Consider the following 21,364-nt stretch of genomic DNA (forward strand, 5'->3'; position numbering starts at 1 on the left):
GCGTCAGGGCATGGACGCGCACACGCGCATCCCGATGAAGGGGAAGCGTGTGCGCGGTTCGCCGTCGCCGTGGTTGAGGGCGCGGGCGGTGAGCGCGTCCTGGTAGAACGAACCGCCGCCGTACGCAGGCGTGCTGTTCGTGTCCGTCACCAGCCATTCCCACACGTTGCCGGACAGGTCGGCCACGCCGAAGGGGCTGTCCGACGCGGGATGCGAACCCACCGCGTCCGGCCCGAAGGCGCGCGGCTTGCGGCCGTAGGTGGCGTCGAAGTTGGCGTCATCCGGCGCGAGCACCGGGCCGTGCGGGTAGTCGCGTCCATCCGCGCCCCGGGCCGCGCGTTCCCATTCGCGTTCGGAGCACAGGCGTGCACGGGGCAGCCGGCCGGTGGCATCCAGCCACGCGGTGTACGCGCGGGCGTCCTCCCAGGAGATGCCGGACACGGGGAAGCGGCGCCAGTCCTGTTCGGCGCGCAGGGTGCGGTCCTGGTAGCGCAGCGGCTCCCCTTCCCTCGCCTGGTACGTGACGCCTTCGTGCTCCAAGTGGAAGGTCCAGGTGCTGTCGTTGGCCGGGCGCAGCTCGATGGTGCCGAAGTAGTTGGTGCCCCGGGGCCTGCGCGCGGCGCGCTCGGAGGCGGGCAGTTCGCGCAGCCAGGCGAGCCAGTCCGCATAGGTGACTTCGTGGCGCGCGATGAGGAAGGCGCCGGTGGTGAGCCGGTGCATCGGGCGCGTGCGGATGACGGTGCGGCGGATGGTCTCGTCGTCGCCGCTGCCGTAGAGGAAGCGGCCGGGGGGCACGTAGACGTAGCCGTCCGGGACGCGTTCGGGGATGGGGACCTTCGCCTGGAAGGTCTCTCCGCGCGTGAGCATGACCGGGTAGTGGACGGGCGGCCGGTCCGGGAGCGTGAAGGTCAGCCGGTGCGATCCGGCCTCCAGCGTGAGGCCGGAGGTCATGGGCGTCTTGTCGAAGGCCCTGGGCTCGGACCAGCGCGGCGGGCCGCCGGGCTGGGGCTCGAAGGATTCAACCTGGATGACGGCGCCAGGGGGTTCGCTGTCCAGCTCCATCCGGACGGGGGCGGTCAGCTTCCGGCTCGTGCGGGCGCTCGGGTCCAGTTCGTTCAGGCGTTGGGTCAGCGTGGTCTGGACGCCGGCTTCGCGGTCGCGCTCCGCGAAGAGGATCCGCTGGAGGAGGACCTCCGCGACGCGTTGATCCAGGGCGAGGTTCGAGCCCCGGCCCACGCGTGTCTGCGCGGCTTCGAGGACGGTGCTGGCGTCCTCGTAGCGGCGGGCCTGCTTCGCGCCCAGCTCCAGGGCCTGGGCCCAGGAGGCCTCCGCTTCGGAGGAGCGGTCGGTGTCGAACGCGGTGAAGGCCTCCGTGCGGAGGACTTCGATGCGGGTGTCCAGGGCGCGGCCTTCGTCGAGGATGGAGGAGGCGGAGGCCATGGCCTTCTCCGCGTCGATGCGCCGGGAACGTTCGCCCCACCAGTTGCCGCCAGCGAGGATGGCCACCGCGAGCCCCGGGAGCGCGAGCACGCGGGTGATGCGCAGCCACCGTGGACGCGGGGGCGCGATGGCCGGAGTGGCGCCGCGCGAGGTGATGGACTCCAGGGCTTCGCGCAGGGCGTCCGCGGATTCGAAGCGCGCGAACGGATCATGCGCGAGGCAGCGGGCGAGGATGGCGGCGAACGTCGCATCGGCGCCGGGGACCACGACGTCCAGGGGCTCGAAGCTCCGGGGGAGTCGCGGGGCCTCCGCGAGCGGTCCGGGCGTGGGGCCGCCGCACAGCTCGTAGAGGAGCACGCCCAGCGAGAAGAGATCGCTGCGGACCGTGGCCGGTTCTCCTCGCCAGACCTCCGGGGCCATGTAGAGCGGTGTCCCGATGCGGCCCGTGGCCAGCAGGTCCGCGGGACCGAGGAGGCGCTCCGGTGGGAGTGGCGTCGACGTCGCGGTCCGCAGTGCGAGGCCAGGATCCGAGGCCGCCGTCCCTGGACGGCCCGTGGCGGCCCCCTGCCTCGGCACATCGACGGTCGAGGTCCGTCGCGAATCCTCCACGCCGGGCAGATCCACCGTCGCCGCACCCTCCACGAGCAGGGCACCTGCTCCTTCCGGTGGGCGCACGGGCCCGACGGGCGCCATCGCCACGTCGAGCAGCTTCGCCACGCCGAAGTCGAGCAGCTTCACCTGACCGTCCTCGGTCAGCAGCGCGTTCGCGGGCTTGAGGTCCCGGTGCAGCACCCCCTGCCGATGCGCCGCCGCGAGCCCCTTCGCCAGCCCGATGCCAATCTCCAGCACCCGCGTCCAGGGCACCGGCCGGGCCAGCCGGTCCAGGCTGTCCCCTCTCAAGAACTCCGAGACGAGATAGGGCCGGTCCTTCACCTCGCCCACGCGGTGGATGCCCACCACGTTCGGATGCTGCACCCTCGCGATGGCCCGCGCCTCCGTGCGGAAGCGCTCGCGCTGCACTTCATCCGGCGCGACGCCCGCGATGAACTTCACCGCCACCAGCCGGTCCAGCACCGTGTCGTGCGCGAGGTACACCTCCCCCATCGCGCCCCGCCCCAGCGGCTGCAACAGGCGGTACTCCCCGAACGTCGCGGGCGGCTGCCAGGCTGGAAGCGGCTCGCTCCTCATTCACCCGCCGCGCCCCGGCCTCGTGAGGGTGAGATGCGGTGCTGCTTCAGCTTGAACGCGAACGTGCGCAGCGGCATCCCGATGAGCTGCGCCGCACGCGTCTGCACCCCACCCGTCGCCTCCAGCGCCTCCACCATCCGCTGCCGCTCCAGCGTCCGCAGCTCCTCCGCCAGGTTCTGGAACACCCTCGGCGCCTCCGTGCCGCCCTCCTCGGCGCGCACCGCCTCCGGCTCGGGTGGAGGCAGCGCCCGCAGGGACTCCGGCAGGTGCGATGGCTCCACCACCGGCCCCGGAGACGTGGCCACCGCGTACTCCACCGTGTTCTTCAACTCGCGCACGTTGCCCGGCCACGCGTGCGCGCCCAGCACCTCCATGGTCGCGGCGGACAGGTGCAGCGGCGGGCGCCCTGCCCTCGCGCAGGCGTCCTCCAGGAACGCCCGCGCCAGCAACGGCAGCTCGCGGGGCCTGTCTCGCAACGGCGGCAACATCACCACCGCCGCGGACAGGCGGAAGAACAGGTCCTGCCGGAAGCGCCCCGCCTTCACCTCGTCCGCCAGCACGCGGTGCGTGGCCGCCACCACGCGCAGGTCCACGGGCCGCTCGCGCGAATCGCCCAGCCGGGTGATCACCTGCTGATCCAACGCGCGCAGCAGCTTGGCCTGGATGGGCAGCGACAGCTCCGCCACCTCGTCCAGGAACAACGTGCCGCCACTGGCCCGCTCCAGCAGGCCCGCGCGCGCCCGGTCCGCGCCTGAGAACGCGCCCCGCTCGTGGCCGAACAGCTCCCCTTCCACCAGGCTCTCCGGCAGCGCCGCGCAGTTGAGCGCCACGAAGGGCTGCGCCGAACGCGGCGACCAGTGATGCACCGCCCACGCCGCGTTCTCCTTTCCCGCCCCCGTCTCGCCGTGGATGAGCACCGGCAGGGGGCTCGCCGCCAGCCGGCGCAGCAATTCGAACAGACGCATCAGCGCCGCGTCCGCCACCACCACTGAACGCTCCCCCAGCGCCAGCCGGTACATCGAAGGCCCGCTGACCCGTGTCTCTCCGGGCGCCGCCGCCAGGGCCGCCGCCTTCGCCGAGCCCAGCAGCGCGTCCCCCTGCATCCCGCCCCCCGGCGCGGACGCCAGCCCCGCCCGTCCCCGCCCGGCCAGCGGCGTGAGCACCGACACCAGGTGCGCCGCCGCCGCTTCCGCTTCCTCGCCGGACAGGTCCGGCAGCAGCACCATCAGCGTGCCACCCACCTGTCCCACCCCGTCCATCAACCGCAGCGCGCCGTGCAGCGCCCGCACCAGCTCCACCTGCGGCACCCGCGCGGACTCCACCTCCAGCGCGAGCACGCTCACCGCCAGACCCGAGCTGTGCACCCGGTCCAGCTCCTCGGAGAGCCGGGCCCGCAGCCCTTCGGTCTCCAGCGCCCGCCGCTCCGGCAGGGGCCGCTCGCCCCGGTGGAACACCAGCGTCACGTTGCCCAGCGTCACCACGTCGCCGCCGTCCAGGGGCCGCGTCCCCTGCACCCGCTCGCCGTTGACCCGCACGCCGTTGTGGCTGCCCAGGTCCGCGATGAACGCCTCGCCCTCCGCCACGCCCACCTTCGCGTGCTGGCGGCTCACCGACGCGTCCTCCACCACCACGTCCGCCCCCACCGCGCGGCCAATCACCACCGACCCTTCCCGGGGCAACGGCACCAGCGTGGAGGTGTTCCCCTGCAGGAGCAGCAGGTACAGCCGGTCCGCCGGGGCGGCGCGGGAGGGCCCCCTGCGGGAGTCCTCGGTGTCCATCATGTCGCGTGGCTCCATTCCTCGAAAGAATGCCCAGGCCCTTGAATTCCGGGCAACCCGGTTGCCCTGATTGATTTGCGGGTCAGGCCGTGCGCGGTCCATGCTCCCACCCGGGAGGAGAGGGACTTTCATGGCCAAGATGCTGAAAGAAGGGGATGCGGTTCCGGATGTCACACTGCAGGGGCCGGGCGGCGCGCCGGTGCGCCTGCGCGACCTGCTGGGTGACAAGGCGATGGTCATCTACTTCTACCCGAGGGACGACTCCCCGGGATGTACGGTCCAGGCCTGCAGCCTGAGGGATCAGTACCAGGACTTCACGGACGCGGGCGCGGACGTGGTGGGCATCAGCAGCGACTCCGCGGAGTCCCACGAGAAGTTCGTCGCCAAGTACCGCCTCCCCTTCCGGCTCCTCAGCGACCCGGATGGCGCGGCGCGCAAGGCCTTCGGGGTGGGCACCAACTTCCTGGGGCTATTGCCCGGCCGGGTGACGTTCGTCGCGGACAAGGGCGGCACCATCCGCTACGCGTTCGAGTCGCAAATCCAGGTGAAGAAGCACGCCGAACACGCGCTGGATGTCGTCCGCTCGCTCACGGGCCAGGGAGCCGCTCCCACCCGTTCTGCCTGACACACGTGTTTGCCGTGCGTTTCCCGGTAGACTGATTCCCGTCGTCCCGGCCGTGGGAGCCGGGACGCCGCACCCCCGCCGCTAGCAACATCGGAGCACATCGGGTGGGCCGGAGGTCATGCCATGCGGTTTCACTGGTTGCTGGGACTGTCGTTGTGCGTCGGCGGCTGCGCGAGCCTGACGAAGGACCTCCATGACGACACGCCGGAGGACGAGGAGGTCCCCACCGAGGAGACGGTGTACCTGGTCCCGCTGGACGAGGCGCTCTTCACCATGCGGCGCGTCTTCGAGTCGCAGCGCTACGACGTCTTCGAGCGCGAGGGCCACCACGAGCTCTACACGTCCGCGCACGAGCCCGGGGTGAACCTGCCCGGCAACCGCACCTACGAGCGCTACTTCGTGAAGGGAGCGTCGCTGGGGCCTCGCCAGTCGGTCATCCGCGTCTTCCGGCTGAGCTACCGCGAGCAGGACACGATCATCGAGGTGAAGCCCAAGTGGCTCAACGAGCGCATCGCGGACGAGGAGAAGTACCTCTCCCGGAAGACGTTCGAGCGCTTCACGTTCGAGGGCGTGCCGGACATGGAGGGCTTCAAGATGGTGCGCGGCACGCGCGACCTGCCCCTGGAGCGCAAGCTGCTGGCGAAGCTGGAGATGGTGCCGTCGCTGGAGCTGGTGGGCGGCAGGACGAACGCGCCCGTGCGCGCCGTGCAGGTGGAGGGCTGGGATGACGACACGGCCCAGCCGCCGCCGGTGAAGTGCGGGGCGCCGCTGCAGGGCGTGGGGCCGCTGCTCACGGCGGGGAACACGGTGCTGGTGGGAGATCCACTGGGCACGCGTGAGCTGCCGGAGATCGCCACGCGGATGCTCTGCGACGCGGTGGAGAAGAAGCTGTCCGTGGCGTTGGCGCTGTCCATGCCGTCGGAGGATCAGGGCGCGCTGGACGACTACCTGGCCAGCGAGGGCCACGGCCCGGACCTGGAGCGGCTGCTGGTGGTCAGCTCGTTCTGGCGCCGCGTGTATCAGGACGGCCGCAGCAGCGGCGCCCTGCTCCGCCTCATCGAGCAGGCGCGGAGGCTGCGTGCACAGGGGCACTCCGTGACGGTGCTGGCGTTCGATTCGAACAACGCCTCTGGCAACGCGCGCGAGGCGGAGATGGCGAAGAATCTCATCGCGTACCGCCAGGCGAATCCGGACACGTGGCTGCTGGCGCTCGCGGGTGACGTGCACGTGCGCACGAAGCCGGTGAGCTGGAACAAGGACTTCGAGCCGTTGGGCTGGCGGCTGACGAAGGCGCTGCCCGCGTCGCCGGTGAAGGCGCTGGAGGTGGGCTTCGCGCGAGGTTCGCAGTTCTCCTGCCGGTTCAACGTCTGGGAGCAGGTGGACTGCAACGTCTTCGCGCTCAGCCCGACCCCGGAGCTGCGCCAGGAGCCGGGCACGCCGCGCAAGGTGGCCATGTTCGATGCGCCCAGCGACACGGGCTTCCACGGCCGCCTCTGGGTGGGAGCCCTCAACGCCTCACCCCCGGTCATCCAGCGCGCCGCGCCGCCCGTGGCCCAGCAACAGCAGGGCGCCGCGAAGCCCGCGGACGCGGAGCACTGATACGGGGTTGCGCAATTTCCATACCCGGAGTGCTAGACTCAGGCGTCCGGGGATGGTGCTGCCTTGGGCCGTCCCCTTCCACGAAAGGGGGCAGGACCATGCGGATGCACTGGATGCTGGGACTTCTGTGCATGACGGGTTGCACGGGCATCTCACGTGGGCTGGATGGGGATCCTCTGGACACGGAGCCCATCCCCACCGTGGAGCGCGTGTACCTGGTGCCTCTGGATGAGGCGATGTTCGTCGCGCGCCGCCTGCTGGAAGAGCAGCGACTGGACATCTTCGAGAACAACACCACGCATGAGCTGTACTCCCAGTCCTGGGAGATCGGCGTGAACGTGCGCGGCAACCGCACCTTCGAACGCTACCTGGTGCGCCCCGAAGAGGTCGGCCCGCGCCAGTCCATCGTGCGCATCTTCCGGCTCCAGTACCGCGAGGCGGAGGACGCCGTCACGCAGCAGACGCCCGAGCCGGGCAGCCAGAAGCGGAACGACCACTACTACAACCACAACCGCGAGGTGTTCGCCCACGAGACCTTCGAGGCCGTCCCGCAGATGGAGGGCTTCCGGCTGCGCCGCGGCATCCGCGACCTGCCCCAGGAGCGCAAGCTGCTGATGCGCCTGGAGATGGCCCCCTCCCTGGAACTGGTCGGCGGCAAGGCCTCCATCCCCGTGCGCGACGTGAAGGTCGCCGGCTGGACCCCGGAGACCCCGGAAGCCGCGCCCCGCTGCGGTGACCCCGTGGAGGGCGTGGACGCGCTGCTCACGCAGGGCGGCACCGTGCTGGTCGCGGACCCCATGGGCACGCGCGAACTGCCGGACGCCGCCTCGCGGATGCTCTGCGACGCCACGGCGAAGAAGCTGCCGGTGGCGCTGGCCCTGTCCGTGCCGTCCGTGGATCAGGGCGCGCTCGACGAGTACCTCACCAGCGCCGGCACCGACGCGGACCTGGAGCGGCTGCTCGTGCTGAGCGACTTCTTCCGCCGCGTGGATCAGGACGGCCGCAGCAGCGCGGGCGTCATCCACCTGCTGGAGGCCGCGCGACGCCTGCGGCACCAGGGCCACGCCGTGTCGGTGGTGGCGTTCGACTCCAAGCAGGCGGCGGGCAACGCGCGCGAGGAGGAGATGGCCGCGAACCTCATCGCCTTCCGCAAGGAGAACCCGGACGCGTGGATGCTCGTGCTCGCGGGCGACGTGCACGTGCGCACCGGTGGCGTGAACTGGGATTCGAAGTTCGAACCCATGGGCCACCGCCTCACCGCCGCCCTGCCCTCCTCACCCGTGCGGGCCCTGGACGTGGGCTTCGCGCGCGGGGCCCACTTCGCCTGCCGCTTCAACGTCTGGCAGCAGGTGGACTGTGACGTGCACGGCATCAACCCGGCGGCGGACGCGCGCCAGGAGCCGAACACGCCGCGCAAGGTGGCCCTCTTCGACGCGCCGGGCGAGACAGGCTTCCACGGCCGGCTCTACCTGGGCACGCTGAGCCCGTCCCTGCCCGTCCTCCAACGCGCCGCGAAGCCCGTGGTCCAGCAGCAGGCCCCGGCGAAGCCCGCGGACGCCCCGCACTGACCGCGACGGCGCGGGCCCCGGACCCGCCGGAGCCCGCGCACGGAAGCGACCAACAGGGCACGCCGCGCCTCTCAACCTCAACTTGCCGTGTTGTCATGGATTGCAATGGCAGCCACTTTCACCATCCGCAGCCTCGCGAGCGCAGCCGTGTTCCTCGCCCTCGTCGGGTGCGGCTCGGCAACTGTCGGTGGGGGCGGCAGTCCGGCGCGCGCGAAGTGGGTCGGGTCGGTCGTCAGGACGCCGGACGGAGGGCAGCTCCGCACGACCATCTACTACGGGCCCTGGCAGTGCAGCGCCGCGTTCCTGTCCCGGTGCGAGTCGAAGTGCGCAGCGCAGGGCTACCCGCTCATGGGCTGCATGTGGCTGGCGGACATCAAGGGGGACTGGCAGGGGCGCTACCTCTTCATGCCCGCGGAGGCCGGCGGCCGCCTTGCCATCACCCACTGCTGCTGCGACTACCCGAAGGTGTCGGACGGGAAGTGGCGCCGGGACACATGGAAGAACTCTCGTAACGCGTTCCGCGATGAGTGGGGCCGCGAGTTCGGCGGCTGGCCATCGACGGGCGGTGCCAACTGGCAGGGGCACCATATTTTTGACCTGGGGCACGGAGGGGCGCCGGTGGCCCGCGACAACGTCCTCCCGGTGCCCGACAACGTGCACGGCGTGCTCAACCGCGAGTATCCCGCCTGCTACGCGCCGGGTGGCCAGTGGCTGAAGCCGGGCCCCGAGCGGCCCTACGTGGATTGACGGCCATGCCCATGGACCCACTCCTGGCCGAAGTCTCCCGGCTCCACTTCCCCAACGCGCCCGCGACGCTCGCGCAGTTGGCCGCCTTCGAGGCGCGCGTCGGGTGGGAACTGGACGAGGACCTGCGCGCCTTCTACCTGCACTGCGACGGGTGCACGCTCTTCGCGCCACGGGTCGATGCCCTCTACCGCGTCTTGCCGCTCGCGGAGATCCGCCGCGCCCGCCTGGCCATCCGAGCCAGCGACGAGGACCGGGACGGGGCGCCGTCCGTATTCACGCTGGTGGACATGCAGGACTCCGACTACGTCGTCCTGGACAGCACCCAGCGCGAGGCGGGCCAATACCCGCTGTTCGACGCCTTCCATGAGACATTCCCGGAGGAGATGGAGCGCATCGCATCCAGCTTCGCGGAGTTCCTGGAGCGGGCGCTGCGCAGCGGCAACCGTGCATTCTGGTTGAGCGGCGAGTCACCGAGTCGCTGAGATGGGCCTGAAAATCCAGCGCGCCGCGAAGCCCTTGGTCCAGCAGCAGGCCCCGGCGAAGCCCGCGGACGCCCCGCACTGACCGCGACGGCGCGGGCCCCGGACACACCGGAGCCCGCGCACGGAACGACTACGGCGCCTTCGCGTTGAGGTTCACGCCGCTCACCACCAGGGCGTAGTTGGCGTCCACCGCCGCCGTCGCCGTGTGGGCGTCCTGGACCACCTCATCCGCCAGGACCTCCACCTTCCACGTGCCCGCGGCGGGGTTCGCGAGGAAGACGTTCTCCACGGTGTCCACCTTGTTGGACACGCCGCCGGACGTGGAGACGTTGCCCGCGGTCAGGCCGTTGTTGCCCCAGTACACGGTGCCGTTGGGCGCCGTCACGCGCAGGGACAGGTCGTTGATGCGCGCCCGCGCCGCACCCACCGTGCCCATGGGATCCGTGTAGACCATCGTGACGTTGAGCTCCGGCTCGCCGCTGGCCACGGTGAAGGAGTACGTCCTGGAGCCGAGCGGCGCGAGCACATCCGTCTCGTCCACGACGAACGTCTTCGCGGCGCGGTCATACAGGCGCTTGACGTCAGACGTTCCCCAGCCCTGCTTGTTGCGGTCAATGTCCGCGTTGGCGCCGCCAGCCAGCCAGTTGTACTTGGACGCGCCGTTGATCATCAGCGCCTTGGCGGTGGCCATCTTCGGGCGGCTGGTGAAGACGTCCGCCTTCTTGCCGTGGCCGGCCCACACGCCCTCGTGCCACATCTGGTGCAGCAAGCCGAAGAAGCCCGCCGTCTGCGGCGTGGCGGAGCTGGTGCCGCTGAACTCCGTGTACGCGGTGTCCGAGGAGCCGTACGCGCCCCGGACGTTGTCGTAGTAGAAGGCCAGGTCCGGCTTGATGCGGCCGTCCGCCGCCGGGCCGATGCTCGCGCCCGACGACCAGCGATCATCCGTGCGCGCCTGCGTGTTGTAGTGCCGGATGCCGCCCACGGAGACGATGTTCTTCGCCCACGCCTGCGGCCGGGAGTTGCGTGAGCCGTTGTTGCTCTGCGACTGCGTGCTGAGGAGGGGCGCCTTGAACAGGTAGTCGTCCACCTCCGCGGAGATGGTCGTGTACGCCGTCGTCAGCGTGCTGCCCACGCTGGAGGTCTGGAACACCGCGCGGTAGGGGCCGTTCGGGTTGAGCAGCTCCTGGTTCATCGCGAGCCGGGACTTGGTGCCGCCGAACTGCGTGGACTCCGAGTAGAGGAAGAAGATGCCCTGCCCGCCCGGCAAGATGCCCTTGGCCAGCGGATCCACTCCACTGGCGAAGTTGTGGCTGTAGCAGCTGGTGCCGTGCAGCGAACCGGAGGACGTGCCCGTGCTGTGGATGATGGGCGTCGTCGGCCACTCACGGTGGGTGGTGCGCAGCTCGGTGTCGAAGATCTCCCCGCGCACGCCCTGCCCGTTCCAGCCCTTGAGCCCCTGGACGTAGTTGGCGCCGCCCGTCTCGCGCACGATGTCCATGTCCACCTCGCCGGGGCCACCCCAGCGGTCGATGAACTGCACCTCGTTGGCGCGCGCGACCGAGGCCAGCTGCTCCTGGTTGAGCGTGGCCTCCACGCGCAGGCCGCCCGGCTCCACCAGATCCACCTTGCCGCCCAGCCGCTCCACCAGCGCCGTCACGCGGGCCTGGCGGGCCGCGCCGCCCTCACCCAGCATGATGGAGTAGCGTTGGGGCGCCAGCGCCGCCGCCCGTCCGAGCAGCGCGTCCCGCAGCACCGGCTCCACGCGCCACTCCGGGTGGTAGTCCCCCACCCAGCGCACGGCCGGAAGCTGGGACACCCGGGCGCGGACCTCCGACGGCATCTCCACGAGGTACGTGTGGTCCGACAGGAAGCGCAGCACCTTGCCGCCCGCGTTCTCGATGGTCTCGCGGTACTCCGGCAGCGGCGTGCCGTGGAACTGCACCAGCGACAGGGTGTTGTCCCGGTCCGCCACCAGCGCGTTGCCCAACAGCGGCGCGGTGCGAGCCAGCGGGTCGAACGACGCCTCCGCCAACCGGATGAGGTACTCCTCCTGCTGCACGCGGCCCAGCAGCTCCGAGCCGCCGCGCGTGTACGCGGAGAAGGCGCGCTCCGTGCCGTCCGCCTGCCGCTCACGCCAGACGTGCAGCTGCACGCCGGTGTCCCGCACCACGTCCAGGCTGCGCAGGCCGCTGACCGGTCGCGCCGTCTGGTGGAACACCCGTCCCGACGGCGTCGCCAGCGTCGTACCCCCTGCCTTGAGCGCCGTCGCCACCGCCGCGCCCGGCGCCGCCGGAGCCCGCGTGGCCGATGAAGGGGTGCGCTCCGCCGCGAGCGCTCCAGCCGGAACCGCCAGGGTGCAGCCCAGCACCAGCGCCGTCACCGGCCGCCAGCCACCACGAGACGTCGAGAACTGCTTCCGCATGTTCTGCATGTCGTGCACTCCCTTCAAAGTGAGAATAACCTGTAATACACATTAAGACTGTATTTCAAGTCCTTGCCACTCAGTTGCAATAGGGCGTGCTTTTTTGCGTCCGGGGCGTTCGCTCCTAGTAGGTCCAAGTGGTTCTGGATGGGTGGAAGTAGCCCGAATCTCTCAACAATCAGGAGTGTAAGAGCCACACACTGAGCGGAAACAAACCGCCGGAAAGGTCGATAACCTCAATACACATGACTTCCATCAATCCGAACCGGCCCACTCCGACCTTCCAGCCGACGCAGTCGACGGTTCCCGCCAACCGCCCCGCGAGCGCGCCGCAACCGCAGGCGCCCGCGCAGCAGCCGCCCGAGGCGCAGGCCGCGGCGGAGCGCAACCGCGACTCGTTCTCGCCCGCCGCCGCGCTGCGCCCCTCGGGCCGCGCCCGGGTGACGACGCAGGGTGACAACTTCGTCCTGGAGGCCCAGGGCCAGGTGGGCAACCGCGGCTCGACGCCCCGGGGCGGCGTTCCGACGCGCCTGGGGACGGCGAACGCGAGTGGTTCGTTCGGGCTACAGGGAAGCCTGCGCGTGGAGGTGCCGCGCGAGGCCGCCACGGACGCCATCCGCAATGGCCAGCTGCCCAACCCCGCCTCCCCGGAGACGTGGCCGGTGGGCACCCGCGCCCGGGCGGAAGTCCAGGGCCAAGCGGGCTTCAACGCGGGCCTGCGCGCGGGCCCGGGCCGGCTGGGCGAGCGGCTGGGGCTGAGCACGTCGTATGACCGCACCCAGACGCAGCGCTACGAGGTGCAGCGCACGTCGGAAGACACCGTGCGCGCCACGGTGACCAGCGACGGCCGCCAGCGGGACGCCACCAACATCCGCGGCCTGGAGGGCCGGCAGGATCAGCGCCTGGGGCACACCCAGTCCGCGGACTTCAACATCCGCACGCCGGAAGGCCGCGCTGCCTATGACGACTTCATGCGCACCGGCCAGCTGCCCCGCGAGAACGGTGCGGGCGTGAGCAACGTGAACCGCACGGACACGCTGGACCAGACCCGCGAGGGCCGCGTGCTGGGCCGCGAGGTGGCCACCACCGAGCGCCAGACGCGCCTCACCGCGGACGGCGCGGGGGATCAGACCGTGCGCCAGACGGACCGCAACGTGGCGGGCAGCACGCAGACCACGGACATGCAGGTGGGCGCGGACGGCAACGGCCGGGCGCGCACGGCCATCAACGACTCCGTGGTGGCGACCACCACCACGCGTCCCGGCCAGCCCCCGGAGACGAGCTACGAGCTGACCTTCACGGATCCGAACGCGGCGGCCATGGCGCGCGGCGCCTTCTCCAGCGACGACGCGGCGGCGTCCGGCTCCGGCCCGTTCACGGCGCGCCTCAACGAGCAGCAGGCGCGCGCGCTGGTGGAGCGCACCATGGGCCAGGGCCTGCAGGGCGGCCAGCAGGCGCTGGACCGCGCCTTCCGCACGCTGTCCACCAACGGGCAGCAGACCTTCGCCACGACGCTCTACAACTCGACCGTGGACACCCGGAACCCCAACGCCGCGCGCCGCCCGCTCGAGTCCATGCCGCCCGAGGCCGCCGCCCCGGCGCAGCCGCGGACCCCGGCCCCGGCGCAGCCGCGCCCCCCGGCCGAGACCGTCCCGATGTCGTAGTCCCGCCGTCCCGGGCGGGGTATGGGACCTCCCATCGATGAGGTCCCCTCCCCGCCCCGCTTCGTCCGCATGCATGACCTGAACGCGCTGGTCGACACGCACGACCTGCTCTTCCTCACGCTGGACACGCTCCGCTACGACGTGGCCCGGGAGGAGTTGGAAGCAGGCCGCACCCCCACCCTGGCCGCGTTGCTGCCTGGCGGCCGGTGGGAGGAGCGACACACCCCGGCGAGCTTCACCTACGCCGCGCACCAGGCCTTCTTCGCGGGCTTCCTCCCCACCCCTGTCACTCCGGGCCGGCACTCGCGCCCCTTCGCCCTGCGCTTCGAGGGCAGCGAGACGACGGGCCCCGGCACCTGCGTGCTGGACGCGCCGGACCTCGTCACGGGGCTGGCCGGGCGCGGCTATCACACGGTGTGTATTGGCGGGACGGGGTTCTTCAACCAGAAGAACCCCCTGGGCCGAGTGCTCCCGGGCCTCTTCTCCGAGGCGCACTGGGCCCCGGAGCTGGGCGTCACCGATCCCCAATCCACGGAAAACCAGGCATCACTCGCAGTGAAAATCCTGGAGTCACTGCCCCGGGAGCAGCGGGTGTTCCTGTTCATCAACGTCTCCGCGCTGCACCAGCCCAACCGGCACTACGTGCGCGGGGCGACGGAGGACTCCAAGGCGACGCACGCGGCGGCGCTGGCGTACGTGGACAGTCAGCTGCCCCCCCTCTTCCAGGCGCTGCGACGGCGCGGCCCGGCGTTCTGCATCGTGTGCTCGGACCACGGCACGGCGTACGGCGAGGACGGCTACACGGGACACCGGCTGGGGCACCCGGTGGTGTGGACGGTGCCCTATGGCCAGTTCGTGCTGCCGGTAGACTCCGCGCCATGACGCGCCTGGAGTCGATGCTCGAAGGGACGCCGTACGTGGCGTACCTGTACGGCTACCCGCACAAGACGGCCTACCGCCCGCTGACGCCCGCGCTGCCGTTGGAGGACGTCTGGGCGAAGGAGCGGCGGGACGCGCTGTTCCTCTACCTGCACGTGCCCTTCTGCGAGATGCGCTGCGGGTTCTGCAACCTCTTCACCGCCGCGGGCCCGAAGGAGGACGTCGTCGAAGCGTGGCTCGCCGCGCTGAAGCGCGAGGCCCGCCGGGTGAAGGAGGCGCTGGGGCCGTCGACGTTCGCTCGGGCCGCGATTGGCGGTGGCACCCCCACCCTGCTGGACGTCGCGGGGCTGGAGACGGTGTTCGACCTGGCGGCGGAGCTGGGCGTGAACCCGCGCGACGTGCCCATGTCCGTGGAGGTATCGCCGGAGACGGTGGACGCGGACAAGGTCGCGCTCTTGAAGGCCCGGGGCGTGGACCGGGTGAGCATGGGCGTGCAGAGCTTCCTGGAGTCGGAGGTCGCCGCGGTGAAGCGGCCGCAGAAGACGGCGCAGGTGGAGGCCACGGTGGAGCTGCTGCGGAGCGCGGGCTTCCCCACGCTCAACCTGGACCTCATCTACGGCATCGAGGGCCAGACGGTGGAGACGTTCCTCCACTCGCTGGAGGCGGCGCTGCGGTACGCGCCCGAGGAGCTGTACCTCTACCCGCTCTACGTGCGGCCCCTCACCTTCCTGGGCAAGAAGTCGCGCGCGTGGGACGACCTGCGGCTGTCGCTCTACCGGACCGGCCGGGACTTCCTCCTGTCGCGCGGCTACACGCAGGTGTCCATGCGGATGTTCCGCGCGGCGCATGCTCCCGCGGCTCGCGGCGCGGTGTACCGCTGTCAGGAGGACGGCATGGTGGGCCTGGGCGTGGGGGCACGCTCGTACACGGGCGCGGTGCACTACTCGTCCGAATACGCGGTGGCCTCGCGAGAGGTGCGCGGCATCATCCAGGCGTACAGCGAACGGGACACGGCCTCTTTCGGTGAGGTGCGCTACGGCTTCGTGCTGGACGCGGCAGAGCAGCGCCACCGGCACCTGGTGCTGTCGCTGCTGGCGGAGGGCGTGGACCCGGGCGTGTACCGCCAGCGCTTCGGCACGGAGGCGAAGGCGGACTTCCCGATGCTCGCGGAGCTGGAGGCGCACGGGCTGGCGCGCGACGTGGACGGCGTGTTCCAGCTCACTCCCGCGGGCGTGGAGCGCTCCGACTTGATTGGTCCCTGGTTGGACTCCGAGGCCGTGCGCGCGCGCATGACGGAGTACGCCTGGCGATGAAGCTCACCGTGCTCTACCGGGGCCCGCTGTCCGGCTGTAACTACGGCTGCGAGTACTGCCCCTTCGGCAAGTGGAAGCAGAGCGAAGAGGAGCTGACGAAGGACCGCGCGGACCTGGAGCGGTTCCTCCAGTGGGTGGAGTCGCGCACGCAGGACACCGTGTCCGTGTTCTTCACGCCGTGGGGCGAGGCGCTCATCTGGCCCTGGTATCAGCAGGCCCTCGCGCGGCTGACGCACCTGCCCCACGTGGAGCGCGCGGCGGTGCAGACGAACCTCTCCTGCCGGTTGGATTGGCTCACGGACTGCCGCACGGAGAAGCTGGGCATCTGGGCCACGTACCATCCGGAGTGGATGAAGCGTTCGCGCTTCCTCGCGCAGTGCGAGCGGTTGTCGGAGCACGGCGTGCGGCACAGCGCGGGCATGGTGGGCTTCCGGCGCTTCGCGGACGAGGCCGAGGCCCTGCGCCGCGAACTGCCCGAGGACACGTACCTGTGGATCAACGCGGTCAAGGACGGCCTGGACGCGTACACGCCCGAGGACGTGGAGCGCTTCACCCGCATCGACCCGCTCTTCCCCATGAACAACACCCGTCACCCCAGCCGGGGCCGGGCCTGCCGTGGCGGCGAGTCCGTGCTGTCCGTGGACGGTGACGGCACCGCGTACCGGTGTCACTTCATCAAGGAACCGCTGGGCAACCTGTACGCGCCGGACTTCGACGCGGCGTTGAAGCCGCGCCCGTGCTCGAAGGACACGTGCGGGTGTCACATCGGCTACGTGCACCTGGAGTACCTGGAGCTGGATCGCGTGTTCGGCTCCGGGCTGCTGGAGCGCGTACCGGCGACGCGGCTGTGGACGGGCGGCGCTCAGCGCAGCGCTTCGCGGATCTCCCAGTCGTAGACGGACAGGCCGTCGCGAGTGAGGCCGGGGAGCAGGTCCCCGAAGGCGTTCGCCTCCAGCACGCGGTGGCCGTGGAAGAAGTCCTCGAACATCAGGTCGATGCCCACGTGGAGGCAGTCGTGCGCGCGGGCCACAGCGCGGCAGCTCTCCATCGCGGCCTCCATTTCGGCGGGGGGTACCGCCGCGTGGAAGGCGTCCAGGTCTCCCCGGTAGCCGCCCAGGTGCAGGTTGGTGATGGGCAGGCGGCTCTGGCGCACCACGGTGAAGACGGGCTCGCCGCGCACGGTGAGGACACGGCAGTCGAACAGGTCCCCACCCAGCCGTGCCTTGGGCCGGGCCTCCTCCACCTGTGAGCCCTCGCGCAGGAGGAAGGTCAGCACCGCGTCCACCTCCCGAGCGTCCGTCACACGGCGCACCTTGAGGGAGTTGAACCAGCCGGTGGTGCCTCGATGCAGGCTGGTGAGCAGCGAGCCATGCGCCAACCCAGGCCGGTACACGGCGAGGCACGACGCGGACGAACCACAGGACAGCTTCACGAATGCTTCGCGGAAGTTCGCTTCGCGCAACGCCTGGCGCAGGGCCTCCGGCGTCGTGCCCGGAGCCACGTCCAGGAACGGCGGCACGGGGATGCCCAGGGACGAGTACCGGCGCGACGTGATGCGCTTGTCGAACAGGTCCGCGATGGCGCGGGGTGAGGACAGCACGCGCCATCGGGGACGCTGGGCGAACCGCGCGGACAGGTCCTCCAGCACGCGCAGGAAACCCAGGTGATGCTGCCGGGGGCACAACACGCGGCCGTGTTCATCCGGCAGCGCTTCCAGTGCCTCGGGCGTAATGGTGTCACAGCCGGCGCCGAGCGCATCCGCGTAGCCGCGCTGAAGGAAGTCGCGCTCCACGGCTGCGTCCTCCCCCGCCGCGTCGATACGGACGAGGCGCTCCGTATCGGGCAGCTCCAAGAGGACGTCGGGCGCGCGGGCCACCGTCTCCCATGGCACCACGTGCGCGGGAGGCAGCCCGGCGCGGAGCAGTGCCTCCTGGAAGAGCGTGACGCGCCGGTTCCCGGGATTGCCGATGATCAGGAACGGCGGCGCGGCGTACGGCATGGGGGTGGGCTACTCGCCCACGGCGGCGTAGCGCGACTCCTCGTCGTAGGGCGTGCGCTGGTTGCCGCTCGCCACGGACTTCGCGACGTTGGCCACGGTCTTCTGCCCGGCCTTCGTGAGGAAGTTCTGGGTGACGTCCAGCGTCTTGAGGTGCGCGAAGGCCTTGGCGTTCTGGGCCAGCGTGTCCGCGCCCGTGTCGCTCATCGTGCCCATGGACAGATCCAGCTCTTCAATCTGGGCCAGGATCTTCGACTTGAGCAGCGCCGCGCACAGCTCGTCCGTGAACTCGGAGTTGCGCAGCCCCAGCTTGCGCAGGGCCGGCACGCCCTCCGCGTCGAGCAGCGGCTTGAGGTCCTTCACGCCGCCGCTCGCGCCGTAGTTCTCCTGGCCGAACCAGACCTCCAGCGACTCCAGCTTCGGCCACTTCGCCTTCACGATCTCCTTCACCGCGCCCTGGTGGAGGCCCCCGGTCTCCACGGTGAACGAGCGCAGCTCCGGCAGGTCGATCTTCCCGAACCCGATCTCACCGCCGCGCACGCGCAGCTCCTGGAGCTGGGGGTAGACCTTGTAGAGCGGCTTGAGGTCGCCCACCTGCGTCCAGGAGATCTCCGTCTCGTCCGGGAACTCGAAGTCGCCGATGAACAGCGAGCGCAACGGCGGCGCGGGCTTCGCCTTCGCGAGCACCTCCAGCGTTTCGTCGTAGTCGTTCTCGCCGTCGAAGTTGGCCATGCCGAGGGTCAGGCGGCTCAGGAACCGCGCGGACGGATGGGCCAGCAGCTCGGCCAGCAGGTCCGGGATGTTCGCCGAGGAGTCGTAGTCCACCTGACCCAGGCGGGCCTCTCGGATGAAGCCCAGGTGCCATTCGAGCTTGAGGGTCTCGTCGGAGACGGCCTCCGAAAGCGATTCGCCCAGGAGCTCGTTGGCGTGGTCCTCGATGAGCGTCGCCACCTTCTTGCGCGTGGCCGCAGGCGCTTCCAGCGCGGAGTGCTGGAGGAGGATCAGCTCAGCGCGTGGATCGCCCTCGCCCTTGAGCCATTCGGCGTACGCGAGGTAGCCCTTCGCGTCGTCGGGCTTCGCGAGGATGGCGGCCTCCAGGTCCGGGTTGACGGCGGACTCGGCGGTGGCCTCCGCGCCGTCGCTGTCCCCGCCCTCGGCGCGCGTGTAGCCCTTGCGCTCCTTCTCGTGGACCTGCGCTTCGTAGGCCTTCTTCGCCTCCGCCTTGGAGTCGAACTCCTCGACCTTCTCCTGGCCGTCGGAGCCGATGCGGCCCCAGCGCTTGGTCAGCGTGGTGCCCTCCAGGGTGATCTCCCAGAACTTGCTGGAGCTGCCTTCCGTGAACTCGTAGCGAGGCATCGCGCGTCCCTTTGGCGAAGAACGCACGGGACGCTAGAGGAGCCCTCCAGCAACCTCAAGGCTCAGGGACGCAGCAGCACCAGCTCCACGCGGCGGTTGAGCTCACGTCCACGAGGAATCAGGTTGGGAGCCTTGGGATTGCGGTCGCCCAGACCCACGGCCTCCACGCGGGACGGGGCCACGCCGGCGCGGACGAGCATGTCGGCCACGGCGCGGGCGCGGGCGTCGGAGAGGCTCTGGCGCGCGGGCTCGGGGACCTCGCGCGAGTCGGTGTGGCCCTCGACGCGCAGGCGGGCCTTCGGGTCGCGCACCAGCAGGTCCACCGCCAGGTCCAGGCCCGCGAGCGTGGCCTTGGCGGGCACGGGCTTCTTCTCGTCGAAGCTCAGGGGGTCGGGCAGCTCGATGCGGCCCTCCTGCACCTTGGCGGCCTTGGCGGCCTTGGGCGCGGGCACCAGCGCGAAGGCGAGCGACGAGTCCGCCCCGGCGGCCAGCTCCACCTGGCGCGTCTGCGCGAGGAAGCCGTCGGCGATGAGGTCCACGGTGTACGCGCCCGCGGACAGGGGCACGTCCTGCGGCTTCTTGCCGGGCACGGTGAGCTTCAGGGGCTCGCCCGTGCCGCGCACGAAGGCGGTGGCGGAGGTGGGCTTCTTCGACGTCACCTGGAGGCGCAGGCGGCTGGGCGCCACCGGCGGACGCTCCACGGGCGGCGTCACGGAGACGACAGTCGTCGTGGGCTTCACGCCCGCGTCCGTCGGAGGCGTGGGCTGGACGACCTTCACCGGGGCCCCGGCATCCACGGGCGCGGGCTTCACGGGCGGCGGCGCGGTGACGACGGCGGGCTCGTCCTGCGGAGGCTTGATCATCTCCGCGGTGACGGCGTGGGTGAGCTTGAGCTTGAGGCGCGGATCCGGCGCGTTGGGCACGACGCTGGGGGACGCCTTCACCACGACGCGCAGACCGCGCTGGGTCTGGAAGCCGACGGAGGCGGTGATCTTCCAGAGGAAGCCGTTGGTCTCGCTGAACAGGCTCCAGGAGCCGTTGGTGTACGTGACGCGCGAGACGAGGGTGTGCTCGCCCGGTTCGACCTTCAGGACCGCGAGCCGGTGCACGCCGGGCGCGTTGAGTTCCTTCAGTCCCGGGACGGCGAGCGGTTCGCCATCCAGGAGGAAGTCGGTCTCCACGAGCCGGTAGCCGTCCTCGGGCTTGAAGCCCGCGAAGAGCACCTGCACTTCGGAAGGGGACTCGGGGACCATGTCGCGCAGCTGGCGTTCCAGCTCCGCGCGCACCTGTTCCTCACGCGTCGGCTCAGCCGCGAACGCGCCCGGAGCAAGGAGTCCGGCGAGGACCAGGGACCCGAATCTGAGGAAGGAAGAATCCACGAGGCGCACGCAGCATGGCACAAGGCGCCCCGGGGTGATGCAGGGATACATCCCTGTAGGGCGAGCAGGCGTGCGAGTCCGTCAAGTTTCAGGGACCCGGTTGAAGACCTCGCGGTGAATCCCACGTTCCAACCAGTCCTGGCGCAGGGAGGCCGGGATGGATCATCCTGCTCCGCACATGGATCCGCGGCCTGAATCCCCTCCGATGCCTGTCTCCTCCCCACCCAAGCCGACGTCCCGCTTTTCACGGCGGGCATGGACCTGGAGCGCGGTGGGAGCGGTGGTGACGCTGGGAGTGCTCGCGGGGAGGGTGCGGGTGGACCGGTCCGCGCGAGGGCAGGTGCTGCTCCAGCAAGGCGAGTGGGTGGACGTCCCTGCTCCAGCCGCGGGGCGAGTGATGTCGGTGGACGTGGGGCTGAGCCAGCCGGTCAAGGCCGGGCAGGTGGTGGCGCGGCTGGAGACGGCGACCGGGGCAGCGGAGGTGGTGGCACCGCTGGAGGCGATGGTGGGCCAGGTGGCGGTGACGAAGGGGGCCCAGGTGGAGGCGGGCCAGCCGGTGGCGGCCCTGATGAACCGGAACGTGCTGCCGTCGCTCAACGTGCTGTTCCCGGAGGAGTACCGGCAGGAGCTGGCCCCGGGGATGACGTTGGAGTTCCAGATGCCGGACATGCGCCACCCGCTGGAAACGGTCATCGAGCAGGTGGAGGGTCCGGAGGAATCGCTCCAGTTCGCGAAGGTGCAGCGGCGAGCCGAGGCGTACCCGAAAGGCGCGGTGCTGATCCGGGCGCACGTGCCGGCCCGGACCTACGAGCGTGACGGCAAGAAGCGCGTGTACCAGGACGGCGAGTCGGGCCGGGCCTTCGTGAAGCTGGGCACGCAGCGGTTGCTCGTCGCGTGGTTCCCAGGCTTGCGTGATGCGTTGCCGTGA

At 70.8% G+C, this 21,364-nt stretch carries 16 protein-coding genes; 10 read left to right on the forward strand and 6 right to left on the reverse strand.

Annotated features, from left to right (window positions below; genetic code table 11):
• Positions 1–3 precede the first annotated feature (3 nt).
• Positions 4–2,628, reverse strand: coding sequence for a bifunctional serine/threonine-protein kinase/formylglycine-generating enzyme family protein (locus tag D7Y15_RS18430; RefSeq protein WP_121753399.1), 2,625 nt, complete (start codon positions 2,626–2,628; stop codon positions 4–6).
• Positions 2,625–4,409 (reverse strand): sigma 54-interacting transcriptional regulator, encoded by a 1,785-nt coding sequence (locus D7Y15_RS18435; protein WP_233605001.1) that lies wholly within the window; start codon positions 4,407–4,409, stop codon positions 2,625–2,627. Before D7Y15_RS18435 ends, D7Y15_RS18430 begins: the two co-directional genes overlap by 4 nt.
• Before the next feature lie 127 nt (positions 4,410–4,536).
• Between D7Y15_RS18435 and D7Y15_RS18440 the strand changes: the two genes are divergently transcribed.
• The 5 genes from D7Y15_RS18440 (at position 4,537) to D7Y15_RS18460 (ending at position 9,427) form a co-directional block, all read left to right on the forward strand.
• Entirely contained in the window at positions 4,537–5,031 is a 495-nt protein-coding gene (locus D7Y15_RS18440) for a peroxiredoxin (RefSeq protein WP_120578434.1), read from the forward strand.
• Between the two features lie 123 nt (positions 5,032–5,154).
• Positions 5,155–6,630: a hypothetical protein gene (locus D7Y15_RS18445; protein ID WP_121753400.1), complete on the forward strand. Its 1,476-nt coding sequence runs from the start codon at positions 5,155–5,157 to the stop codon at positions 6,628–6,630.
• Between the two features lie 113 nt (positions 6,631–6,743).
• Positions 6,744–8,198 carry a hypothetical protein gene (locus D7Y15_RS18450; RefSeq protein WP_233605002.1) on the forward strand — a complete coding sequence of 485 codons (1,455 nt, stop codon included), beginning with the start codon at positions 6,744–6,746 and terminating at the stop codon, positions 8,196–8,198.
• A gap of 105 nt (positions 8,199–8,303) precedes the next feature.
• A complete protein-coding gene (locus D7Y15_RS18455; RefSeq protein ID WP_120578437.1) occupies positions 8,304–8,945 on the forward strand; it encodes a hypothetical protein in 642 nt (213 codons plus the stop codon).
• 5 nt (positions 8,946–8,950) lie between these two features.
• Complete coding sequence (locus D7Y15_RS18460) at positions 8,951–9,427, forward strand: SMI1/KNR4 family protein (protein WP_121753416.1); 477 nt, start codon at positions 8,951–8,953, stop codon at positions 9,425–9,427.
• 130 nt (positions 9,428–9,557) lie between these two features.
• On the opposite strand, the gene D7Y15_RS18465 is transcribed toward D7Y15_RS18460, so the two are convergent.
• Positions 9,558–11,858, reverse strand: coding sequence for a S8 family serine peptidase (locus D7Y15_RS18465; RefSeq protein WP_121753402.1), 2,301 nt, complete (start codon positions 11,856–11,858; stop codon positions 9,558–9,560).
• A gap of 236 nt (positions 11,859–12,094) precedes the next feature.
• Here D7Y15_RS18465 and D7Y15_RS18470 point away from each other — a divergent pair, with 236 nt between their 5' ends.
• From D7Y15_RS18470 to D7Y15_RS18485, 4 genes are all read left to right on the forward strand, one after another.
• Positions 12,095–13,513, forward strand: a complete 1,419-nt coding sequence (locus D7Y15_RS18470) for a hypothetical protein (RefSeq protein WP_121753403.1) — start codon at positions 12,095–12,097, stop codon at positions 13,511–13,513.
• A 69-nt stretch (positions 13,514–13,582) separates the two neighbouring features.
• The gene (locus tag D7Y15_RS18475) at positions 13,583–14,395 is read left to right on the forward strand and encodes an STM4013/SEN3800 family hydrolase (RefSeq protein ID WP_121753404.1); all 813 of its coding nucleotides are present in this window, start codon (positions 13,583–13,585) and stop codon (positions 14,393–14,395) included.
• Positions 14,392–15,705 carry an STM4012 family radical SAM protein gene (locus D7Y15_RS18480; RefSeq protein WP_121753405.1) on the forward strand — a complete coding sequence of 438 codons (1,314 nt, stop codon included), beginning with the start codon at positions 14,392–14,394 and terminating at the stop codon, positions 15,703–15,705. Before D7Y15_RS18475 ends, D7Y15_RS18480 begins: the two co-directional genes overlap by 4 nt.
• A complete protein-coding gene (locus D7Y15_RS18485; protein WP_121753406.1) occupies positions 15,702–16,601 on the forward strand; it encodes an STM4011 family radical SAM protein in 900 nt (299 codons plus the stop codon). Before D7Y15_RS18480 ends, D7Y15_RS18485 begins: the two co-directional genes overlap by 4 nt.
• Here D7Y15_RS18485 and D7Y15_RS18490 read toward each other — a convergent pair.
• The 3 genes from D7Y15_RS18490 to D7Y15_RS18500 all read right to left on the reverse strand — a co-directional run bounded on the left by D7Y15_RS18490 (position 16,568) and on the right by D7Y15_RS18500 (position 20,343).
• Positions 16,568–17,704: an STM4014 family protein gene (locus D7Y15_RS18490; protein WP_121753407.1), complete on the reverse strand. Its 1,137-nt coding sequence runs from the start codon at positions 17,702–17,704 to the stop codon at positions 16,568–16,570. The genes D7Y15_RS18485 and D7Y15_RS18490 overlap by 34 nt on opposite strands.
• Before the next feature lie 9 nt (positions 17,705–17,713).
• Positions 17,714–19,057, reverse strand: coding sequence for a WGR domain-containing protein (locus D7Y15_RS18495; RefSeq protein WP_121753408.1), 1,344 nt, complete (start codon positions 19,055–19,057; stop codon positions 17,714–17,716).
• 62 nt (positions 19,058–19,119) lie between these two features.
• A complete protein-coding gene (locus D7Y15_RS18500; protein WP_233605003.1) occupies positions 19,120–20,343 on the reverse strand; it encodes an OmpA family protein in 1,224 nt (407 codons plus the stop codon).
• A gap of 298 nt (positions 20,344–20,641) precedes the next feature.
• Between D7Y15_RS18500 and D7Y15_RS18505 the strand changes: the two genes are divergently transcribed.
• A complete protein-coding gene (locus D7Y15_RS18505; RefSeq protein ID WP_158629069.1) occupies positions 20,642–21,364 on the forward strand; it encodes a biotin/lipoyl-containing protein in 723 nt (240 codons plus the stop codon).

Origin of the sequence: Corallococcus sp. AB030 (assembly GCF_003668965.1) — a bacterium.
Classification (GTDB): domain Bacteria; phylum Myxococcota; class Myxococcia; order Myxococcales; family Myxococcaceae; genus Corallococcus; species Corallococcus exiguus.